Raw genomic sequence first — 17,527 nt, forward strand, 5'->3', positions numbered from 1 at the left:
CCTTTTTCGCTCACATACTGAAGCCATTGCTTCTTATACTCAGCTTGGACCTTCTCAAGTCCCGCTTGCTTCGCTTTCTCCATGAACGTTTTCATGCCTGCATCCACATCGGCTACAAGACCCAATTGCAACGGCCACAAATACTGTTTCTCCACCTGCTCCAGCGCCGCTTTCTCTGCTTGGTAGGAACTGTAGTCTTCAGCAAAGCCTGTGAAAAGATCCGGTTTTTGAATAGTATCAAGATCTTTGTAAATCGCTTTTACCCCATCAAAGCTTTTCTCGAACAGCATGAAATCCGGATTGCGCCATGCCCAGCTGTTCATGGACTCACGTGGGAAACCATTGGAATTGTTATCGCCGATCATTTTGTAATAACCGTTTTCAATTTGAAAGTTTTTACCTTCAATGCCATAAGAAGTAAGCCAGTTGTATGTTTTATCCGTGACCATTTTTTCATAGAACTCAAGTGCGCGTTCAGCGTTTTTACTGCTCTTAGGAATGGCAAAGCCGTTATGAATCGGATGCACCGGCGTGGCATAGCCCTTGATCGTCGAGAAGGAATAGTAGTCCAGGTTCCAATCCGGGTGCGTTGATTTCATTTTGTTCAAGGAATCGTTGAAGCGTGCCGGGTTATCGCCGAATTCGGCTGCCGCCTTACCGCTGACGAGCTGATCCCAAGTGGAATCCTTCACGTTCAGCACGTTTTTCGGAATAAAGCCTTTATCCATCCAGCGTTTAGCGATTTTGATGTCTCCCATGTGCTCTTCGGATCCCCAGTAGGAGTAAACTTCACCGGGCTTATTATAGTTGATTCCTACGCCGTAGAGTGGCGATCCGACGCTGTTATGCACGACGTCCCTCAGTCCGTTAATAATCAAATTGCCGTCTCCGCCGCTTGCGAATGGCAGCATGCCCGGCTCGTTTTTCTTGATGCCGTCCATGTACGCTTCGAAAGTTTCCATGGAAACAGGCTTCGGCAAATTGTACTTGACCCGCAAGTCTTCACGCCACACGAAACCATTCGTGACGTACTCCTTGAACGTCGCCGGTACGGTATATATTTTGCCGTCGACTTTCACGGCGTCCCACATATCCTTCGGCACATATTTGTTCAGCGTTGGCGCAGCCTTCGGCAAAATATCGTCAAGCGGCAGGAAGGCGCCCTTTTTCGCGTAGGATTGATATTGCGTCCAGTCGGCTGTGAAAATCAAGTCCACTTGCTGCCCGGAGGAGAGCAGCAGCTTATACTTCTGATCCCAGTCCGTCCAAGTCGTATAGTTGAATTTCACGGTTGTATTCAAGTCTTTCAACGCTAATTTATTGACTTCATCCTGAATGATTTGCAAATCCTTGGGAGCATTGCCCAGCATGTAAAATTGAAGCTCGACCTTCTCTCTCTTCGGCGCCTCCGCTTTGACTGTCGCTGCCGGAGCAGCTGCGCTTGCGGCTGGAGCAGCCGTTTCTTTCTTAGGCTCCGGCGTGCTGCTGCAGCCTGTAAGAGCCGTAAGCAAGAGCGCCCCGGACAGGATGGCTGAGAATCGATGTGTTGCCAACATTTTCATTTGAATCCTCCCTTTAGATGTGTAGTTATATGTCAGCCGAGAAGGTTGCCTGCAAGCTCCTTCTTCGGTTCTAACCTTTGACAGCACCGATTGTCAATCCTTTGACGAAATAACGCTGAACGAACGGATACAGAAACAGAATCGGCCCTGTCACGATGATCGCCATCGCCATTTTCGTTGACTCCGTCGGCATTTCGCCGGTCATGACAACACCTGTGCCTGCGCCCATTTGCGATACAAAACGCATGGTATTGATCACGTTATACAAGTAATATTGAAGCTCATACTTATTCGGATCGTTGATGAACAGCGAGGACAGCAGCCAGCCGTTCCAATAATGAAGCGCAAGGAACAGACCGACGGTCGCGATGCCGGGCATCGACAATTGAAGCACGACGCTGTAGTAAATTTTGAAGTCGTTGGCGCCGTCGATTTTGGCGGATTCAATAAGCTCCTCGGGAATAGCGGACTTCATGAAGCTGCGCATCAAAATGATCAAGAACGGGCTCATAAGCCCTGGCAGAACAAGCACCGCATAGGTGTCCGTCAGCTTCAAATAGCTGGCCAACAAAATATACCAAGGGACCAAGCCCCCGCCAAACAGCGTCGTGAAATAGATATAAAAGGAGAACTGATTGCGATACCGAAAATCCTTGCGCTGCAGAACGTAACCCGCCATCGTCATGAAAAATAATCCGAGAACCGTACCGATAATCGTGACGGAAATGGTTACGCTGTATGCTTTGATGACCTGCTCCGGAAACCGAAAGACCGTCTTATACCCTTCCATCGAGAACACCTTCGGTATGAAGTGGTAACCGCTGCGAAGAATGGACTCATTCTGTGTAAAAGATGCCGAAATAATCATCAGAAAAGGAAATAAGCACACCAGAAAAGAGATAATAATAACGGCGTAAGCCATCGTTTGGAACAAAAACATATATTTCTCGTCTTTAACTCTCAAGCCAGCAAGCACCTCTTCTCCTAAAATAGGGCGTAATCGTCGTTAACTTTTCGAATGATGTAATTTACGGTAATGATCAAAATAAATCCGAATAGCGATTGATACAGCCCTGCGGCCGTCGCCATACCGACATCAAAAGTGACCTTCAAAGAACGGTACACATACGTATCAATGATATCTGTCGCATTAAACAGAATGCCGTTATTTCCAACCAACTGGTAAAATAAGTCAAATTGCCCTTTCATAATACTCCCTAGAGAGAACAGCAGGAGCACGACAAATGTAGGCTTCAGCATCGGTATCGTAATATGCCAGACCCGCTGAAAAATATTGGCGCCGTCGATTTTGGCAGCTTCATAATATTCCTCGCTGATTCCCGTAATTGCCGCCAGATAGATCACCATGCTGTACCCGAGATTTTTCCACAAGTAAAAGATAATAATGAGAAAAACCCAAGCCCATGGCGTGTTGTACACATCGACTGGTTCAGAGCTGAATTCCTTCAACATGGTGTTGAGAAAACCGCTCTCATAGTTAAACAAGTTGTACACGATGACGCTCAGGATAACGAATGAAATGAAATAAGGCAGGAACATCACGGACTGGGCAATTTTTTTAAACCAAGCGCTGCGAATCTCGCTGAGCAGAACAGCGCACAGAATGGCGAAAGCATTGCCGAAAACAATGAAAGCCAAATTGTAACCGAGCGTATTCAGCGTTAATTTGATTAACATGCCGGATTTCCATAGAAACGAAAAATTATCCAAGCCTACGAAAGGACTGCCGAACAAGCCGGCGTTGTAATCAAAGCGTGTGAATGCGTAGTAGATGCCAACCATCGGGATGTACGAGTTAATAAAGAAGAAGATCAGCGTTGGCAGCAGCATGAGAAACATGATTTTGTTTGTCACAATTTCATAAAGAAAACCTCTTCGTTTGACCATGTTCGGGTTCGATCCTCCTCGGTGTGTGTCTTGAAACGATCATAGCTCAGGGCATAAAAGCTGAATAGTGAAGCCTTTCTACGTGTGTGAACTATCCCGCAAACCAGGGTGTGAACAATTTTGACTTCAGTGAACTGGCGGGGTGAACTAGGGTGAACTACCGTTGGTAGGACGAGGTTTAAATAACAATTGAAACCATGCCGCATTCATGCTACGTTTATTTCAAAAATATACCAATAAAGGGGATATCGACCTATGGATTGGCTCTCTGCTCATAAGAAAAATACGGATGACGTTTTTGCGGATGCCGAACGCCTATTGCGTTCGTTTCCTGAGCCGCTTGATCAACTCGGGCTTGCTTACTTTGCTAAATTTGACCTGCGTCGGGAAGAGAGCACGAAAAATTATATTTGCTATTTGCTTCCCTATTGGATGAAGGAAATTACGTCGCTGCCGGACGAGCCCGTCAACAAGTTAAGTTTAGCGAATGTGTTCGTCATGCTCTATTACTTCGTTATCGACGACATTATGGATTCGGCGGCTGGTGAGCATAAGGACAAGCTGCCGCTCGCCAATTTATTTCAGCTGCAGTTCCAATCTATATACAGAGAGTTATTCCCGCCGCAATCGCCTTTCTGGTATTATCACGAAGCTTATGTGCTGGAATGGGCAGATGCTGTTGCGGGTGAGAGACACGCTGATTATTTTCATACGGAGAGAAGGAAAGTTGCCTGGAAAGCCAGTCCCGTCAAAAACGCCAGCACCGGCGCGCTGCTGCTCGCGCATCAAGCCGAACTGATCCCGGTTGTGACGGAGGCCGTGGAACAAGTTTTGGTAACACTGCAAATGCTGGATGATTGGGCCGATTGGGAGGAAGATTGGGAAGAAGGCGCTTATAACTGTTTACTGGCTTTCTTGCGCAAAAATGAGCTGAGCGTGGAGAGCGATTCATTGACGCCGGATTGGGTCAAGCAGCAGGTGTATGTCCATGACGGGCTTGATCTTTATGCAGACGTTGCGGCCTCTCATCATGAGAAACTGCTTGGGTTGAAATTAGCGATGAATGAGCTCATCCTATTTCATCTTAGCCTAGTAGACAGCCTTCGTAAGACGGCAAATGAGATCAAAGAAAAGAGAAGAACGCTACTTTCCGGTGGTTTATACTATTTTTTGTCTTAAACTAGAAAATTTTGATAGAAATTTTCTGATATTCGTGATATATTCTATTTGTTGGGAATATTCACCAATAAATTCTAAGGGGAGTGACTTGTCATGTCATCGAACGAACAATTGAAAGCGAAAATTATTCAAAAAGCGTGGGAAAACGAAGCATTCAAAACGCAACTTCTAACTAACCCAAAAGCTGCCCTAAAAGAGAACTTTGGAATTACGCTGCCCGATGACATTACAGTTAAAGCGGTAGAAGAGACGACAACCGAGTTTGTGCTTGTTATTCCGGCGAATCCGGCTAAGGTATTGGTAACTGCGGGGGCTCCTGAACTTACTTGGTAAAATAATTTCAAAGAGGTGCTACGTGATAATACGCAGCACCTCTTTTTATGAACTAGCGTTTGGAAAGCGAAGAATAACTTCTGTGCCAACGTTTTTTTGGCTTTTAAACTCGACACACCCCTTCATATTTTCGATAATCTGAAAAGAGACCATGAGTCCAAGCCCTGTTCCCTTCGTTTTCGTGGAATAGTACGGCACTCCCAACTGGGTCAGCTTTGCCGCTTCAATTCCTTCCCCATTATCTTTAATATGTATAAAAACCTCTCCACATTTTTCATATGCCCATATGTTCACCAAACCATCATCCTGAAAAGCTTCGATACTATTTTTAATGAGATTAATCAGCACTTGTTTCAATTTTGATGAATTGCCCTCAATACGTAAATGATCAGGGACATCGACTATTATTCTTCCATTGTGCAGCGCAACTAAAGGAAAGATGATCCCTTCAATTTGCCTAAACTCCTCGAATAGATTCAGTTCCCTAATCTCTTCCCCCTGTGGCTTTGAGAAAGTTAAGAAATCCGTAATGATGACGGAAGCCCGATCCAGTTCATCTATAGCAGTTTTCATATATTCCTGACTCTTCTCATCCGATCGGGAAGCAACAAGCTGCAAAAAGCCTCGTGTTACCTGTAGTGGATTTCTCACCTCATGAGCAATTGAAGCCGCCAATTGACTTATGATTTCCATTTTTTCAGACTGCTGAAGCTGATGATTGTAAAATTCAAGTTCTTTGGAATAATTAATAATCCTTTCCTGATTGATGGCAAAACGTCTGCCTATTATAACAATAAGAGCAATTAGAAATCCTAATATTCCCCATTTCCACAAAAAAATCTGTTTATTCTGTGAATTAAAATAGTAGAGAATGAGATCCAGCGTACTCATAAAGGCAAGAGAGGCAAAGCCGGCAGAAAAAATAACAGCTTCCTTATTCCCTCTAAGCATAAGTACAATGGATGATCCAATAAGTAAACTAAACTGAAGTATCATAATAAAGCCTAAGATCGTAACAGATACAATAAAATAAATCTTATTAAATCGATAATTACTTAGTATATTAATGAACAAACAAGCGATTACAAGTATGGAATACATCGTTTGAAACTTTCTAAGCCAATAAAATACCCTATATTTCCCCTCGCCAAATATTCGTTCAAAGTAATAGGAAAGCACGGGCAAAAAGACAACGAGTGAAATGTCAAACATGGTGCTATACAGCTTTCCATATTTCGTGAAGCTTTCATACAGGAATGGGGTGTATGTAATAAAAATAATACCAAGGGATATAAATAATACACTAACTAAAATCCAATCAATAAGTTGGACTCTTTTCAGGAAAATTGAAACTAGCAAAACTAGTGCAGCAATGAACAAGAGAGAAAACCCTAGAATAATATTTTGTAAATCCCCAAGTACAAAGGATCTCAATAAGAAATCATAATGATCCAGCTTTATTGTTGAAATGATACCCAGACGATCCATTGAAGTCTCCAACTTCATGAAAACGGTTTCTCCATCGTCTTCAGTGCTGACAGGAAATAAACTGCTTTGTTGGTCGTAAGAAAAATCAAACTTCGTTTCTTGGACTAATCGCTGACCAATATACACCGAGAGGTGTTGTGCGTATATACCTTGTATGTACATGCCATAGTTTTCAGGAACTTGAGAAGGTAGTTTAATTTTTATCCAGGCCGTTGTGACTTCTTTCGGTTTCTTTGGAATCGCATCGCCGCTTTTAACTGTAATCCACGGATAAGAATGTGCGGTATCCAAATCTTCCAAACCACCGGGTGGATCTCCCCACAGAATCGACCATTCTGGGATAACTTTCAAATCCGCTGTTTGTTCGTCTCCATGGGCTCGGGAAGCTATACATCCGCTACACATCATAACAATCAATACACCTATCCAACACATTTGAAACAATCGCTTCATTAAACCACCTTCCTCAATCAGCTTTACAATGTGTATAAGTAAACTAATTTCGACAACAGAGCAAATTTCCCTTCTTTTACCAAGTAAACTTTCATAAAGCAATTATATCCACCACCTTCCAATTTGGGGATGGCTATTATCCGTGTGACCAAAGGCCTGCTCCTTGGTCTCCAGCAGTCGGACTTCTCGCTCAAGTTGGACCTACTTCGGGCTAAATGCCCGTGGGTGGGAATCGTCCATTCCCACCTTCGTTTAGCTTGTTTTTCGGCGTTAACGCGGACGTTTTGCGCGTTGGGGGGAGCGTTGTGAAACAGTGTTACAGCGGGGATGGCTTTGTACATTTGAGACGGCCTTTTCGGACGTCTCGTAACAGTTCTAAGCCGTCTCCGGTACTGAGACGGCTTATTGGGACCTCTCGCGCGGCAAGCCCTCTCCCCCCGCCAAACAACAAAAAAACCGTCAGAGTCACAATCCACTCTGACGGTTCTATTTTATAAATTCAAACGATACATCGCCTTGTTCTCTAATCCGCGAATCATCGGCGTCCACGCATCCGTCTCCGGCGTTACTTGCAAAGTATCTTCGACCATCTGCAGCTTCGCATCCATCGAATCGATATAGTGCAGCGCAACAGCCTCAGGAATTTGCGGCAGCACGGGGCTTCCCCATTCCGGCAAATTATGATGCGACAGCACGATATGCTGCAGGCCGATGACTACGTCGGATTGGAGATCCAATCCGTGATGCAAGGCCGCCTCAGTAATCCAATTCGACGCCATCGAAATGTGACCGAGAAGCTTGCCCTGTAAGCTGTACTCCGTGACAATTCCCATCTGAGCGATCATCTCTTCCGGCTTCGCAATATCATGCAAAATGATGCCTGCTTTAATCAGATCCGGATTAAGAAACGGACGCTGCTTGCAAATGAACTCACCAATTTCCAGCATCCGGACAATGTGGTACGCTAACCCGGCAAAGTACGCATGATGATGTGTTTTGGCAGCAGGATAATGGTTAAGCTTATCGCCTACTTTCGCCACGCAGAAGGAAACGATATTTTTGATAGTAGGATTCGTGATGCTTTCCAATACGCCATTGATCGTATGAATAAGATCGACTGGACTTATGGGAGCCGACCGGATGAAATCTGTCATTTGTATGCCGTCTTCAGCCAGCACCTTGCGTATTCTACCAATTTTCACTTGCAATCTATCGCGGTACGTTTGAACCAGCCCCTGAACCTTCACCAATGTCATCGGGAAAAAGGTTTCCTTATCCGTGGCGCTGACATCCCACATTTTCGCCGAAATTTGCCCGCTGGCGTCACACAGCACGATATCCATGAAATCCTTGGCAGGCGTCGTATTCGTTTGCTTAATTTCCAGTTCCTTAATAAGATAAAAACCAACAAATTCCTCTGGAGCTTGCAGCTGCTTAATTAATGTCATTTTAGTTCCTCCATATGTCATTAGGAACTATTATACTATGAAAATGGAGGAATGGCTGATTTGATTCAAAAGATTCGTCTCTCTCAATCAAATTAACGACCTCGGTATCAAATACGACCACACGATTAGCGGAAGGGATGACAGGACGGCGAGGCCCCACCTGACAAAAATAAGGGAACCAGAGGCCGCTATTTCGCCATACTCAGCCAGTTCCCAAATTCAGGCGGAACTACAGGGCTTTATTTGCCCGCCAAGCCCCGTTTCCCACTCCAAATCGGACAAATAGAGGACCACAGTTCCCACTAAATTGCAAAATGAGCAGTTTTCGCCAAAATAGCGCCCTGTAGATCCCTTTGAGCCCCCGAGGCCACGCCTTGGACCCTTGCAGTCCCCCGCTCACACAGCCCCTGGCCTCATTAAAGCCCAAAAAACGCCCTCGCCGTCCTCGTCGTTGCTTCCGCAACCTCCTCCGCCGGTTTACCTAAACATTGCGCAACGGTTGCTGCAATATGAGGGAGAAACGCCGGCTCATTCCGGCCATCCTGCGGCTTAACGGGTAAATCCCGAGGCGTCAGAAAAGGGGCATCGGTCTCCAGCATCAAACGATCCAAAGGCACCCGCTTCACCAGCTCGCGCAAATGCTTGCCTCTGCGTTCATCGCAGATCCAGCCGGTGATGCCGATATGCAGTCCTAGCTGCAGATAGACGTCAAGCTCCCGCAATGACCCCGTAAAACAATGAACAACGGCCTTACTTTTTCCCGCGCCCAAATATGGTTTCAGAATACGCACGAAATCAGGATGCGCTTCCCGCTCGTGCAGAAAAAGCGGCATGTCCAGCTCGCACGCAAGCTGAATCTGTTCTTCGAACCATTTGCGCTGCACATCACGCGGTGAAAAATCCCGGTTGTAATCCAGCCCGCACTCCCCAATGGCCACAACCTGAGGCATCTTGGCTAATCGCCTCAAGGTATCCAGCGTTCGCGCCGTACAATTCTTCGTGTCGTGCGGATGGACACCGGCTGTCGTGAACAGCTGCCCTGGGAATTTCGCCGCATACCGCGCAGCCGAATCGCTGCTTCTCTCGCTTGTGCCCGTCAAAACTAGAGGCGCCACGCCTGCCTGAACCGCTCTGGCAACGACCTCCCCCCGATCCTGCTCAAAAGATCGATGCATCAAATTAACGCCAATATCAATAAGCCCTCTACGCATTCCGACCGCTCCCCTCTCCTGATTCATATATACTGCAGAACTCCGCAGGAACGCCATCTGCAAGCCAAACTTCGTTGCCTGCATAATAGAATTCTATCCCCGTTCGCAAAGCCTTCACCGTATCAATGCTTAAAATGACAAGCTCTCCTCTGCGCTTACCGGCAAGTGCAGCAAAATCAAGCCCTTCGGACAAATGCACATACTGCCGCTGCATGGGGCGCAATCCTTGTTTCAAAATCTTAGGCGCAGCCACCACATTCGTACCATGATAAAGCGTCATAGGCGGAACCCCGGTTGGATAGCTGACTTTATCATGGCTATGCCCGTACCTCGCCTTAATGCGATCGCCTACGATTTCAAAGCGCTGCTTTTCACAGCGCTCTACAACCTCTTCTATATCGTTCAAGCTTAGCTCCGACCACTCCGGCTGAGCGCGAAGAACATCCAATAAATCTGCAACCGCGCAAGATCCATCAGCAGAATCCAGGCGAAGCCCAAATTTCTCCGGCGAATGCCGCAATATTTTACTCATGAACTTACTTAACCTTGTTTGCACGTTATTTGATAACATTCGTATCACATCCTTCCATCTATCCCCATCTCAATTCACCAAAAACCCAACCCGAACCTCCGAGTTCTCCTTCAACCACGACATCGTCTGCCCTTTATGCAGATCAGATTTCATTGACTTCACCAGCTTCTCTATGTCCACACTCTGCTCATAGTGCCACTGAAGCGCAGCCGCTGCGAACAGCTCATTTAACTGGGCAAAAGTAAATCCCTCCGTTATCTTCGCTGCAATTCGCATCATTTCATCGGTCAAGAGCTTCCCCATACCCTTTTGCTCCAAATAGGTCTGCCTTAGCGTGACGTCTGGAAGCTGGATTTCATAAGCGCGGTCGAAGCGCCCTGCCCGGTTCATCAACGCGGGATCAATTTGCTCCGGATAATTGGTTGTTCCAATGAGGAAAATGCCTTCTTTCGAAGTCGCGCCGTCCAAAATATTCAAAAAGTAAGACCTTGACCGCTGAGGCATCGCATCAATATCCTCAATGACCAGAATCATTGGCGCCAAGTTCGCCGCCGCTTGAAAAACCTCCTGAATGGAGTCGCTGCACGTATTCTCCGTGATTTGCCAGTAAGCAACCGGCGCTTTCACGCTGCCGGCAATGGATTTGACAAGCGTTGTTTTTCCGTTGCCCGGTTTCCCGTAGAGCAGGATGCCTCTTTTGTAAGGAAGCCCATATTCCTTAAAAAAGGTACGGTCTTCATCGAAAAACTGGTCGATGGACCTATAAATATCCCGCTTCACTTCCTCCTTCATAATGACCTCTACGCGGTCGACCATGCGGGTAATGGGAGCGAGCTCTTTTTCCATGCCATGAGGTCCGTCTGTAAAAATGGTCACCTGCCGCCGGTCCAAAGCTCTGCGACGCTGCCGCGCCTGCTCTAGAAAACGCCGAAGACTGGCGTCGTCCACGGCAAAAACAAAGTCCTCAGCGCCAATGCCATGCAATCGAAATACAGGCACCCGGGCCAGCGCGATTCCCCAGTCGGGATAGGCAAAAACGTTATTGCGCAGGGTAGGAAAAGTACGGTAGGCCGAAATTTCGCTCTCTCCCTCCAGTCCGAATGCCCGGGATTCCATATGATCAAAAATTTTTGCTACATGCCGTACGTGACGGCTCCCTGATTTAACATCCTGTTCCAACAGCTCCCAATATTCTTCTTTCCCATCGTCACTCACATAGGCTTCAAACTGCTTACCAAATTGTTCTCCCAGCACGCTTTGGATGCGTCCAATTACATAAGCATAATCCCCATATGCGGTGAGTGCGCCGCTGCCAGACCTATTCGGGACGGTCACTGCGGCCGCAAAATCTTCTCCTGTTTTCACCATGTGTTCTATCGTCATTTGGCACCTTTTACTGTCGCCATGGGCTTGCACTTCGCAACAACCTGAGCCAAATCCGCTCCGACGACACTCTCTATAATTTGATCGACATCTTTGTAGGCTTGCGGAGACTCATCGAGAATCGATTCCAGTGACTTTTGATTGACGACGATTTCCTCCGAGGTCCCTACGCGCATGGATGCGGCAAATTCACTTAGCGTAATCAGCCTTTTCGTTGCGCTGCGCGAACGGATGCGCCCCGCTCCATGGCAGATGGAGTGAAAGTTGGCTTGGCCGCCCGGCGCACCGACCATGATATAGGAGGGCGTCCCCATCGAACCCGGAATGAGCGCGGGATGACCGGTGTTCACATAGGGCAGAGGATTATCCGGGTGCCCTGCGGGAAGCGAACGCGTCGCCCCTTTGCGGTGGACAAAATACGATTCCCCCTCATGCTTCTCCTCCCAGGCATAGTTATGCATAAGATCGTACAAGGTCGTCATTTCAAACTTCGACCCGAACACATCCTTGCCCGCCTCGCGAACGGCGTATGCGATGAGGTGTCTATTCACAACGGCATAATTAAGCGCCGAGTACATCAAATTGACATAGGACTGCGCAGCCTCATGCTCCAGCGGAGCAAAAACCAGCTTAGGATCGGCGGTTCCCAATCCAAGCATTCGCATGACCTTCGACATCTCGCTGCTGCATACTTGGCTGACGGAGCCGCCCCACGCGCGTGATCCGGAATGGATCATGACGATGACTTGACCATCGAACAGCCCCCACGCCTCGGCGACTTCGCGATTCTCTTCAGCGATCTCAACTGCCTGAATCTCGGCAAAATGGTTCCCATTCCCCAGCGTGCCGAGCTGACGATGGGAGCGGTGCCACACCGCATTCGGGAAGCGGTTCAACACATTTTCATCCACTGTAAATTTGCTGCACTCTACATGGGTAAGGGAAGTCGCCTTCCTGGGCGTATACCCGTCTGGTATATATTTTTTCGGCAGGCCGTGCAGACCTTTAGTCACGATGTGTTCCAAGCGAACATCCGAGAAGTGACCGCGTACGTGATCCTCGACAGGCAAATATTTTTCTATCGTTTTCACCAGCTTGCGGCGCAGCTTCACGTCTTTCAGCTCATCCTTGTGTACATTCGTCATATGCACCCTCATGCCGCAGCCGATATCGCTGCCGACGATCGACGGCGACACATACCCATCATGGGTATGCCACGCAGCCGTTGTGCCAATGCAAGTGCCGACACCTACGTGTACGTCCGGCGTATAGCTCATATATTTCTGATTCGGAATCTGCAAATTGTTGTTAGCCATCTGAAACACTTGATAATCTAACGCTTTGAACAGCTCAGGAGCTGCATAAACATGGACAACCCCCGAAGGGAGCTGAACCTGCTGTACATAATTTTCTTTCATTCGTATTTATCCTCTCTATGAACCCCAAACCTCCTTCAGCGCCTCGCGGAACAGAGCATCCAATACTTGATCCTGCTGCTCGCCGGAGGTCGCAATGTGTTTGGCGGTTTCTTCAAAATAAGCGATTTGCCGCTCTAAATAGTCATTGATCACGGCTATTTTCGGCTCTAAGTCGAATTCGACACCGGCCTTTTTCCGGGTCAACAATGTGTCTATTTCTTGCTTTAATTTCGAGTTGGGGAGCACTTGCTCCACCAGCTTTTCAAATTCCATGGGAGGCATGCTGCCGTGCCTCTCAATCCACTCGCAGGCGAGTATCGGGCGCAGCACGTAGAAATATTTTTTGATTTTGACGAAATCGCCTTGCAAATATTCGCGAAAATTCCCTTTTGCCATATGCAGGTAGTGATACATGCTTGATCGCGGGGAAAATGTGAACGGTGAGAGCTGACGGATTTTCTCCGTTACGCTGTACCGCTCCATATACGGGATCGGCGATTGCAGCCACTCGAGCAAAGGCGGATTCGATTTGCGAAACAAGTTCAACGCCTTCTTCAAATCCCAACCGTTGATATCGAGAAGATCGCTGATCGGACGTTCGATGACATCCCGTTTCTCAAAAATGGACAAGTACCAGTCCACCGGCCTGACATAGATGAACCTTACATCGTAGTCGCTGTCCTTAGACGGGAATCCCCACGCCCTGCTGCCTAACTCACAGGCATACAGAATCCGGACGCCCTCCTCTTGCTCGATTTGTTGAAGCTGTGAATGGATATGTTTTAGTTCCAAAGTCATCGTACTCACCCTTTCTTCCAAATATGGACGCAAAAAAACCGTAGACCAACATCGTCTACGGCTCTTCATGTCAAATTTAAACGAAGCCACTCCACCGAGGACCTACGTATTCGTCACAAACCCGGTCGAGACCGATGGCATGCTGCATTGTTCAATTGTCAGGATAGAAATTTGATTGCGAATCATATCGTCGGCCTCCTTTCCATTCATTTACAAACATCATACGAGTCAAACCTACCTCACGTCAATCATCCTGCGGCGGAAAGATTCGTTATACTCAACCTATACCCCTTTGATCGCCACCATCGGTTTGCAAGTCGCCACCACATCTGCAAGCGAAGCGCCAACCACGCTGTCAATAATGAGATCGACATCCTTGTACGCTTGCGGACACTCATCCAAAATCGTTTGCAGCGAGCGATGGTTTACCAAAATCTCTTCCTCGGTGCCTACTTTGAGCGATTGCGCGAATTCATCGACGGTGACCAGCTCTTTGGTCGCTTTACGCGATCTGGCTCTCCCGGCGCCATGGCAAATGGAGTAGAAGTTCTTAACCCCTTCCTCTCTCCCCACCATGATGAAGGACGAGGTTCCCATTGAGCCCGGGATCGAAATGGGGGCATACAAAAGATTCTTGTCGGGATTTTCAATCCCCCAGCTTTGCATCGCTTCTCTGAAAACTTTCGTAAACTCTTGGCCTAATCTTGCGCCCCAGGCGCGTGATCCGGAGTGGATCATAACGACGACCTGACCATCGAACAATCCCCATTCCGCAGCCAATTGCTGATGTTTTTCCGCCACTTCCAAGTATTGAATTTCGATAAAATGGTTTCCACCGCCAAGCGTTCCCAGCTGGCCATGCGCATATTTGCCGATTTTCTCCGGCAAGCTCTCCAGGTAGACATGATCGAACTGGAACGTAGACTCTTCTACATGCGTCAACCATTGTTCGCTCGGGATATACGATTGTGGGAGCCCTTTCAGCCCGTGTTTCACAACTTCCATAATGTCGATATCGGCATAGTGCGTATTGGTGCGCTCATTCGTCGGCACATATTTCTCAATGGCTTTGATTAACGCCCGGCGTACGCCTTTGTCTTGAATATCTTTTTTGTGCAGCGATGTCGTATGAACGCGCATGCCGCAGCCGATATCCACGCCCACAATGGAGGGGGAAACGAAGCCGTCTTTGAAGGTCCAGACAGCCGTTGTGCCGATGCAGGTGCCAATGCCCACGTGAGCATCCGGCGTATAGCTCATATGCATATTGCGGGGAATCCGCAGATTGTTGTCCGCCATTTCATAAACCCGGCTTTCAAAAGACTGAAAGACCTCGGGGTTAGCAAAAACGTGAAGGCGGCCATGAGCCAGTTCCATTTCGTAATGATTGTTGCCGTGTGTTGTCATTTTCATATCCGTGTCGGTTCTCCTCCGTTAGTTCTTCTGCACCTATCTTCGCTCATTTAGAATGAGGCGAACATGGCGAAAGTATGACGAGCAGCAAAAAGTTTTCCATTTTCTCCAAAACGTTCCCCTGCTACAATAAGATAAGGTTAGAGGAAGAGCGAGGGGATTATGTGGCTAGGGAAAGCTTTGATAAAGAAATCCAGTTTCTACGGATGTTCGTTCTGACCAGCGGAGCGTACAACCGGCAGCAATTTGCGGACAGACTGGGCATATCGGTTCATACGTTTGATAAAACGATACGCAGGTTAAAAGAAATCGTCGCTGCAATGCATCAACAAGTACCGGATGCGCAAAAGAAGGAATTCGCCGATATGCTGCGCTACAGCTATTTTGACTCAACAGACCCTCTTCTCCTGTTCTTATTTCGCGCCAAATCGTTGAAAGAATCGGAAAGCCTGCGCATGTCCACCCTGCTTGCCGCCTTGAATGAACAGCCTTTGACCGCAACACAGCTGATTGACGTATGCAGTAAAAAGCTCCCTGCGGACGCTTCCCTCCCGGATGAAAAAACGATTCGAAACGATTTGAAATATTTGGAGGAAGTCGGGGTTATTACGAAAGCATCCGAGGCGCGCCCTTACCGGTACCGCATCCATAATGCATTCATCCATGAGCTTACACAGGATGAGCTTCTTGATCTCTACGATTTTGTTGATGTAATGGCCAATACGCAGGTCCCGTCGGTGCAAGGTTATTTGCTGCGTGACGGGCTGAAAAAGCATATGAACCGCACTGCGGGCACATCAGCCGAACCAGCAGGGACAGAGCCTTTTCTATATAAATATCAGTACTATTCACGGATTTTGGACGAGGCCCATTTGTCCGCATTATTATCCGCGATCACACAGCGCCGCAAGGTCCGGTTCCTTTATTTTTCCCCGAAAAATAACCAAGCCTATGCTTCCAAAAATACGAACCCGTTATTCGAACGGGAAATGGAAGGCAAGCTGCAAATAACGGTGCCGCTGCAAATCGTGTACGATCACCAATACGGGCGGTGGTATTTGCTCGCGCAAGATTCGCGGCACGGAATCCGGAAATTTCGCCTGGAAGGGATGACGCAGATTGAGCACGGCGAGCCTGTAGACGCATCTTTTTTCGAGGAGAAAAAGAAGGAAATCGATGAGCGAATCCGGCTGAGCTGGGTCATTGATACGGGGCGTGCCGTTACGGTGAAAGTGCGATTTTACAATCCGGACCGTTCAGGACCTAATTTCATCAAAGACCGCGTCCGTCTACAGGGACAGTGGGGAAAAATAACGGAAGAAAATGATGATTCATTCGTTTATGAAATCACGGTCAACGGCACCTTGGAAATAAAGCCTTGGATTCGAAGCTTCGGGTCTAGCTGTGAAGTGCTGGAACCTTACGAGTTCCGGCAGGAGATGATTGCGGAGTGGAAGGAGCTTGCGGGGTACTATGAACCTTTTTGAGAAAATTTTTAACTATGACATGATGACGCGTCTGGAAAATTCCGGTACCCTCATGATTACTTCCCTGGAAAAATCTTGGCTAAAAACGATGCTCAGCCATTCGGCTGCCCCGCACGCTTTCACACCGGCTGCTTTGGAAAAGCTTCAAAGGGTATTGGATACAGAGCCTGATTTGGACTTATCCGAAGCGTTTACAGAGAAAGCCAGAAGCAATGAGATACATGTGTATCATCCGCTGCTGCGTACCCTGCGACGGATCATTACACGACATGGAGCCATCAGGCTTACTTACCGTGTGAAGGATGAGCGAACTTTTACCAATGAAATGGCTTTTCCGTATAAGCTCGAATATTCGCAAGTCAAGAAAGACTGGTATTTGCTCTGGTTTCATCTCAGGCACCGGGCGATGATGAGCACGAAGCTCGACAGCATCGATGCCATTCACGATCTTCCCTTCTCCGCCGAGCGGGCCGCTCAAGTCCGGTTACAAAGTGAAAAACTGCTGCAAAAGCGCCAAATCCACACCACCATCGCCGTCCTTAAGGAATACAATCGAGAATTATCGCGGATTTTGTATGCCTTCTCCTGCTTTGAGAAGCAGGTCGACTATGACGACACGGAGGGGACCTACACGATCCGGCTAACCTATCTCAACAATGAAGCCGAATATGTGCTTAGCAAACTTCGCTTCTTGGGCAAGCGAGTGCGCGTCACACAGGGCGAGCATTTGCAAAAGAGGATGCTGGAATCGGCTCAAAGAGCTTTGGCTAGATATGAGGCGGGCGGGTAAGCTGGAATTTATCCAAGTCCACAGTTGTCAAATTAATAGTGCTAACCCAAATCGAGTAGGCCCATGCGCATTTGCATGGGCCTCTCACAGATCCGGACATGCGGGTCATCGCATCCGGCTCCTC

15 protein-coding genes are annotated in these 17,527 nt (G+C 47.7%); 4 read left to right on the forward strand and 11 right to left on the reverse strand.

Translation table 11 applies throughout. The annotated features are described in order from the left end of the window. The 3 genes from AC3WRW_RS31240 to AC3WRW_RS31250 all read right to left on the reverse strand — a co-directional run. A partial coding sequence (locus tag AC3WRW_RS31240) for an extracellular solute-binding protein (protein ID WP_492550130.1) occupies nt 1–1,556 on the reverse strand: 1,556 nt, incomplete at its 3' end. 76 nt (nt 1,557–1,632) lie between these two features. Next, on the reverse strand, nt 1,633–2,502 hold the full coding sequence (locus AC3WRW_RS31245) for a carbohydrate ABC transporter permease (protein WP_492550131.1): 870 nt from the start codon (nt 2,500–2,502) through the stop codon (nt 1,633–1,635). 44 nt (nt 2,503–2,546) lie between these two features. Further along, on the reverse strand, nt 2,547–3,470 hold the full coding sequence (locus AC3WRW_RS31250) for an ABC transporter permease (protein WP_492550118.1): 924 nt from the start codon (nt 3,468–3,470) through the stop codon (nt 2,547–2,549). A 255-nt stretch (nt 3,471–3,725) separates the two neighbouring features. On the opposite strand from AC3WRW_RS31250, the gene AC3WRW_RS31255 reads away from it, so the two are divergent. Together AC3WRW_RS31255 and AC3WRW_RS31260 are read left to right on the forward strand one after the other, a co-directional pair. Then, nucleotides 3,726–4,649, forward strand: coding sequence for a hypothetical protein (locus AC3WRW_RS31255; protein ID WP_492550119.1), 924 nt, complete (start codon nt 3,726–3,728; stop codon nt 4,647–4,649). Between the two features lie 93 nt (nt 4,650–4,742). Further along, nucleotides 4,743–4,982 (forward strand): NHLP leader peptide family RiPP precursor, encoded by a 240-nt coding sequence (locus AC3WRW_RS31260; RefSeq protein ID WP_492550120.1) that lies wholly within the window; start codon nt 4,743–4,745, stop codon nt 4,980–4,982. Between the two features lie 45 nt (nt 4,983–5,027). Here the strand turns inward: AC3WRW_RS31260 and AC3WRW_RS31265 are convergent, their stop codons facing one another. The 8 genes from AC3WRW_RS31265 to AC3WRW_RS31300 all read right to left on the reverse strand — a co-directional run bounded on the left by AC3WRW_RS31265 (nt 5,028) and on the right by AC3WRW_RS31300 (nt 15,126). Next, complete coding sequence (locus AC3WRW_RS31265) at nt 5,028–7,025, reverse strand: ATP-binding protein (RefSeq protein WP_492550121.1); 1,998 nt, start codon at nt 7,023–7,025, stop codon at nt 5,028–5,030. Between the two features lie 389 nt (nt 7,026–7,414). Continuing rightward, nucleotides 7,415–8,371, reverse strand: a complete 957-nt coding sequence (locus tag AC3WRW_RS31270; RefSeq protein WP_492550122.1) for a 3'-5' exoribonuclease YhaM family protein — start codon at nt 8,369–8,371, stop codon at nt 7,415–7,417. Nucleotides 8,372–8,787: 416 nt separating this feature from the next. Next, nucleotides 8,788–9,582, reverse strand: a complete 795-nt coding sequence (locus AC3WRW_RS31275; protein WP_492550123.1) for a TatD family hydrolase — start codon at nt 9,580–9,582, stop codon at nt 8,788–8,790. Next, the gene (locus AC3WRW_RS31280) at nt 9,575–10,153 is read right to left on the reverse strand and encodes an RNA 2'-phosphotransferase (protein ID WP_492550124.1); all 579 of its coding nucleotides are present in this window, start codon (nt 10,151–10,153) and stop codon (nt 9,575–9,577) included. The genes AC3WRW_RS31275 and AC3WRW_RS31280 overlap by 8 nt, the downstream gene beginning before the upstream one ends. Before the next feature lie 30 nt (nt 10,154–10,183). Further along, a complete protein-coding gene (locus AC3WRW_RS31285) occupies nt 10,184–11,482 on the reverse strand; it encodes an AAA family ATPase (protein ID WP_492550125.1) in 1,299 nt (432 codons plus the stop codon). 11 nt (nt 11,483–11,493) lie between these two features. Next, nucleotides 11,494–12,915, reverse strand: a complete 1,422-nt coding sequence (locus tag AC3WRW_RS31290) for an RtcB family protein (RefSeq protein ID WP_492550126.1) — start codon at nt 12,913–12,915, stop codon at nt 11,494–11,496. A gap of 15 nt (nt 12,916–12,930) precedes the next feature. After that, the gene (locus tag AC3WRW_RS31295) at nt 12,931–13,713 is read right to left on the reverse strand and encodes a nucleotidyltransferase domain-containing protein (RefSeq protein WP_492550127.1); all 783 of its coding nucleotides are present in this window, start codon (nt 13,711–13,713) and stop codon (nt 12,931–12,933) included. A gap of 282 nt (nt 13,714–13,995) precedes the next feature. Continuing rightward, nucleotides 13,996–15,126, reverse strand: coding sequence for an RtcB family protein (locus tag AC3WRW_RS31300; protein ID WP_492550128.1), 1,131 nt, complete (start codon nt 15,124–15,126; stop codon nt 13,996–13,998). Between the two features lie 164 nt (nt 15,127–15,290). On the opposite strand from AC3WRW_RS31300, the gene AC3WRW_RS31305 reads away from it, so the two are divergent. Then, a complete protein-coding gene (locus tag AC3WRW_RS31305) occupies nt 15,291–16,613 on the forward strand; it encodes a helix-turn-helix transcriptional regulator (RefSeq protein ID WP_492550132.1) in 1,323 nt (440 codons plus the stop codon). Continuing rightward, complete coding sequence (locus tag AC3WRW_RS31310; RefSeq protein ID WP_492550129.1) at nt 16,600–17,403, forward strand: WYL domain-containing protein; 804 nt, start codon at nt 16,600–16,602, stop codon at nt 17,401–17,403. The genes AC3WRW_RS31305 and AC3WRW_RS31310 overlap by 14 nt, the downstream gene beginning before the upstream one ends. The last annotated feature ends 124 nt before the right edge of the window (nt 17,404–17,527 follow it).

The sequence above is a fragment of the Paenibacillus sp. FW126-R14 genome, assembly GCF_058789495.1.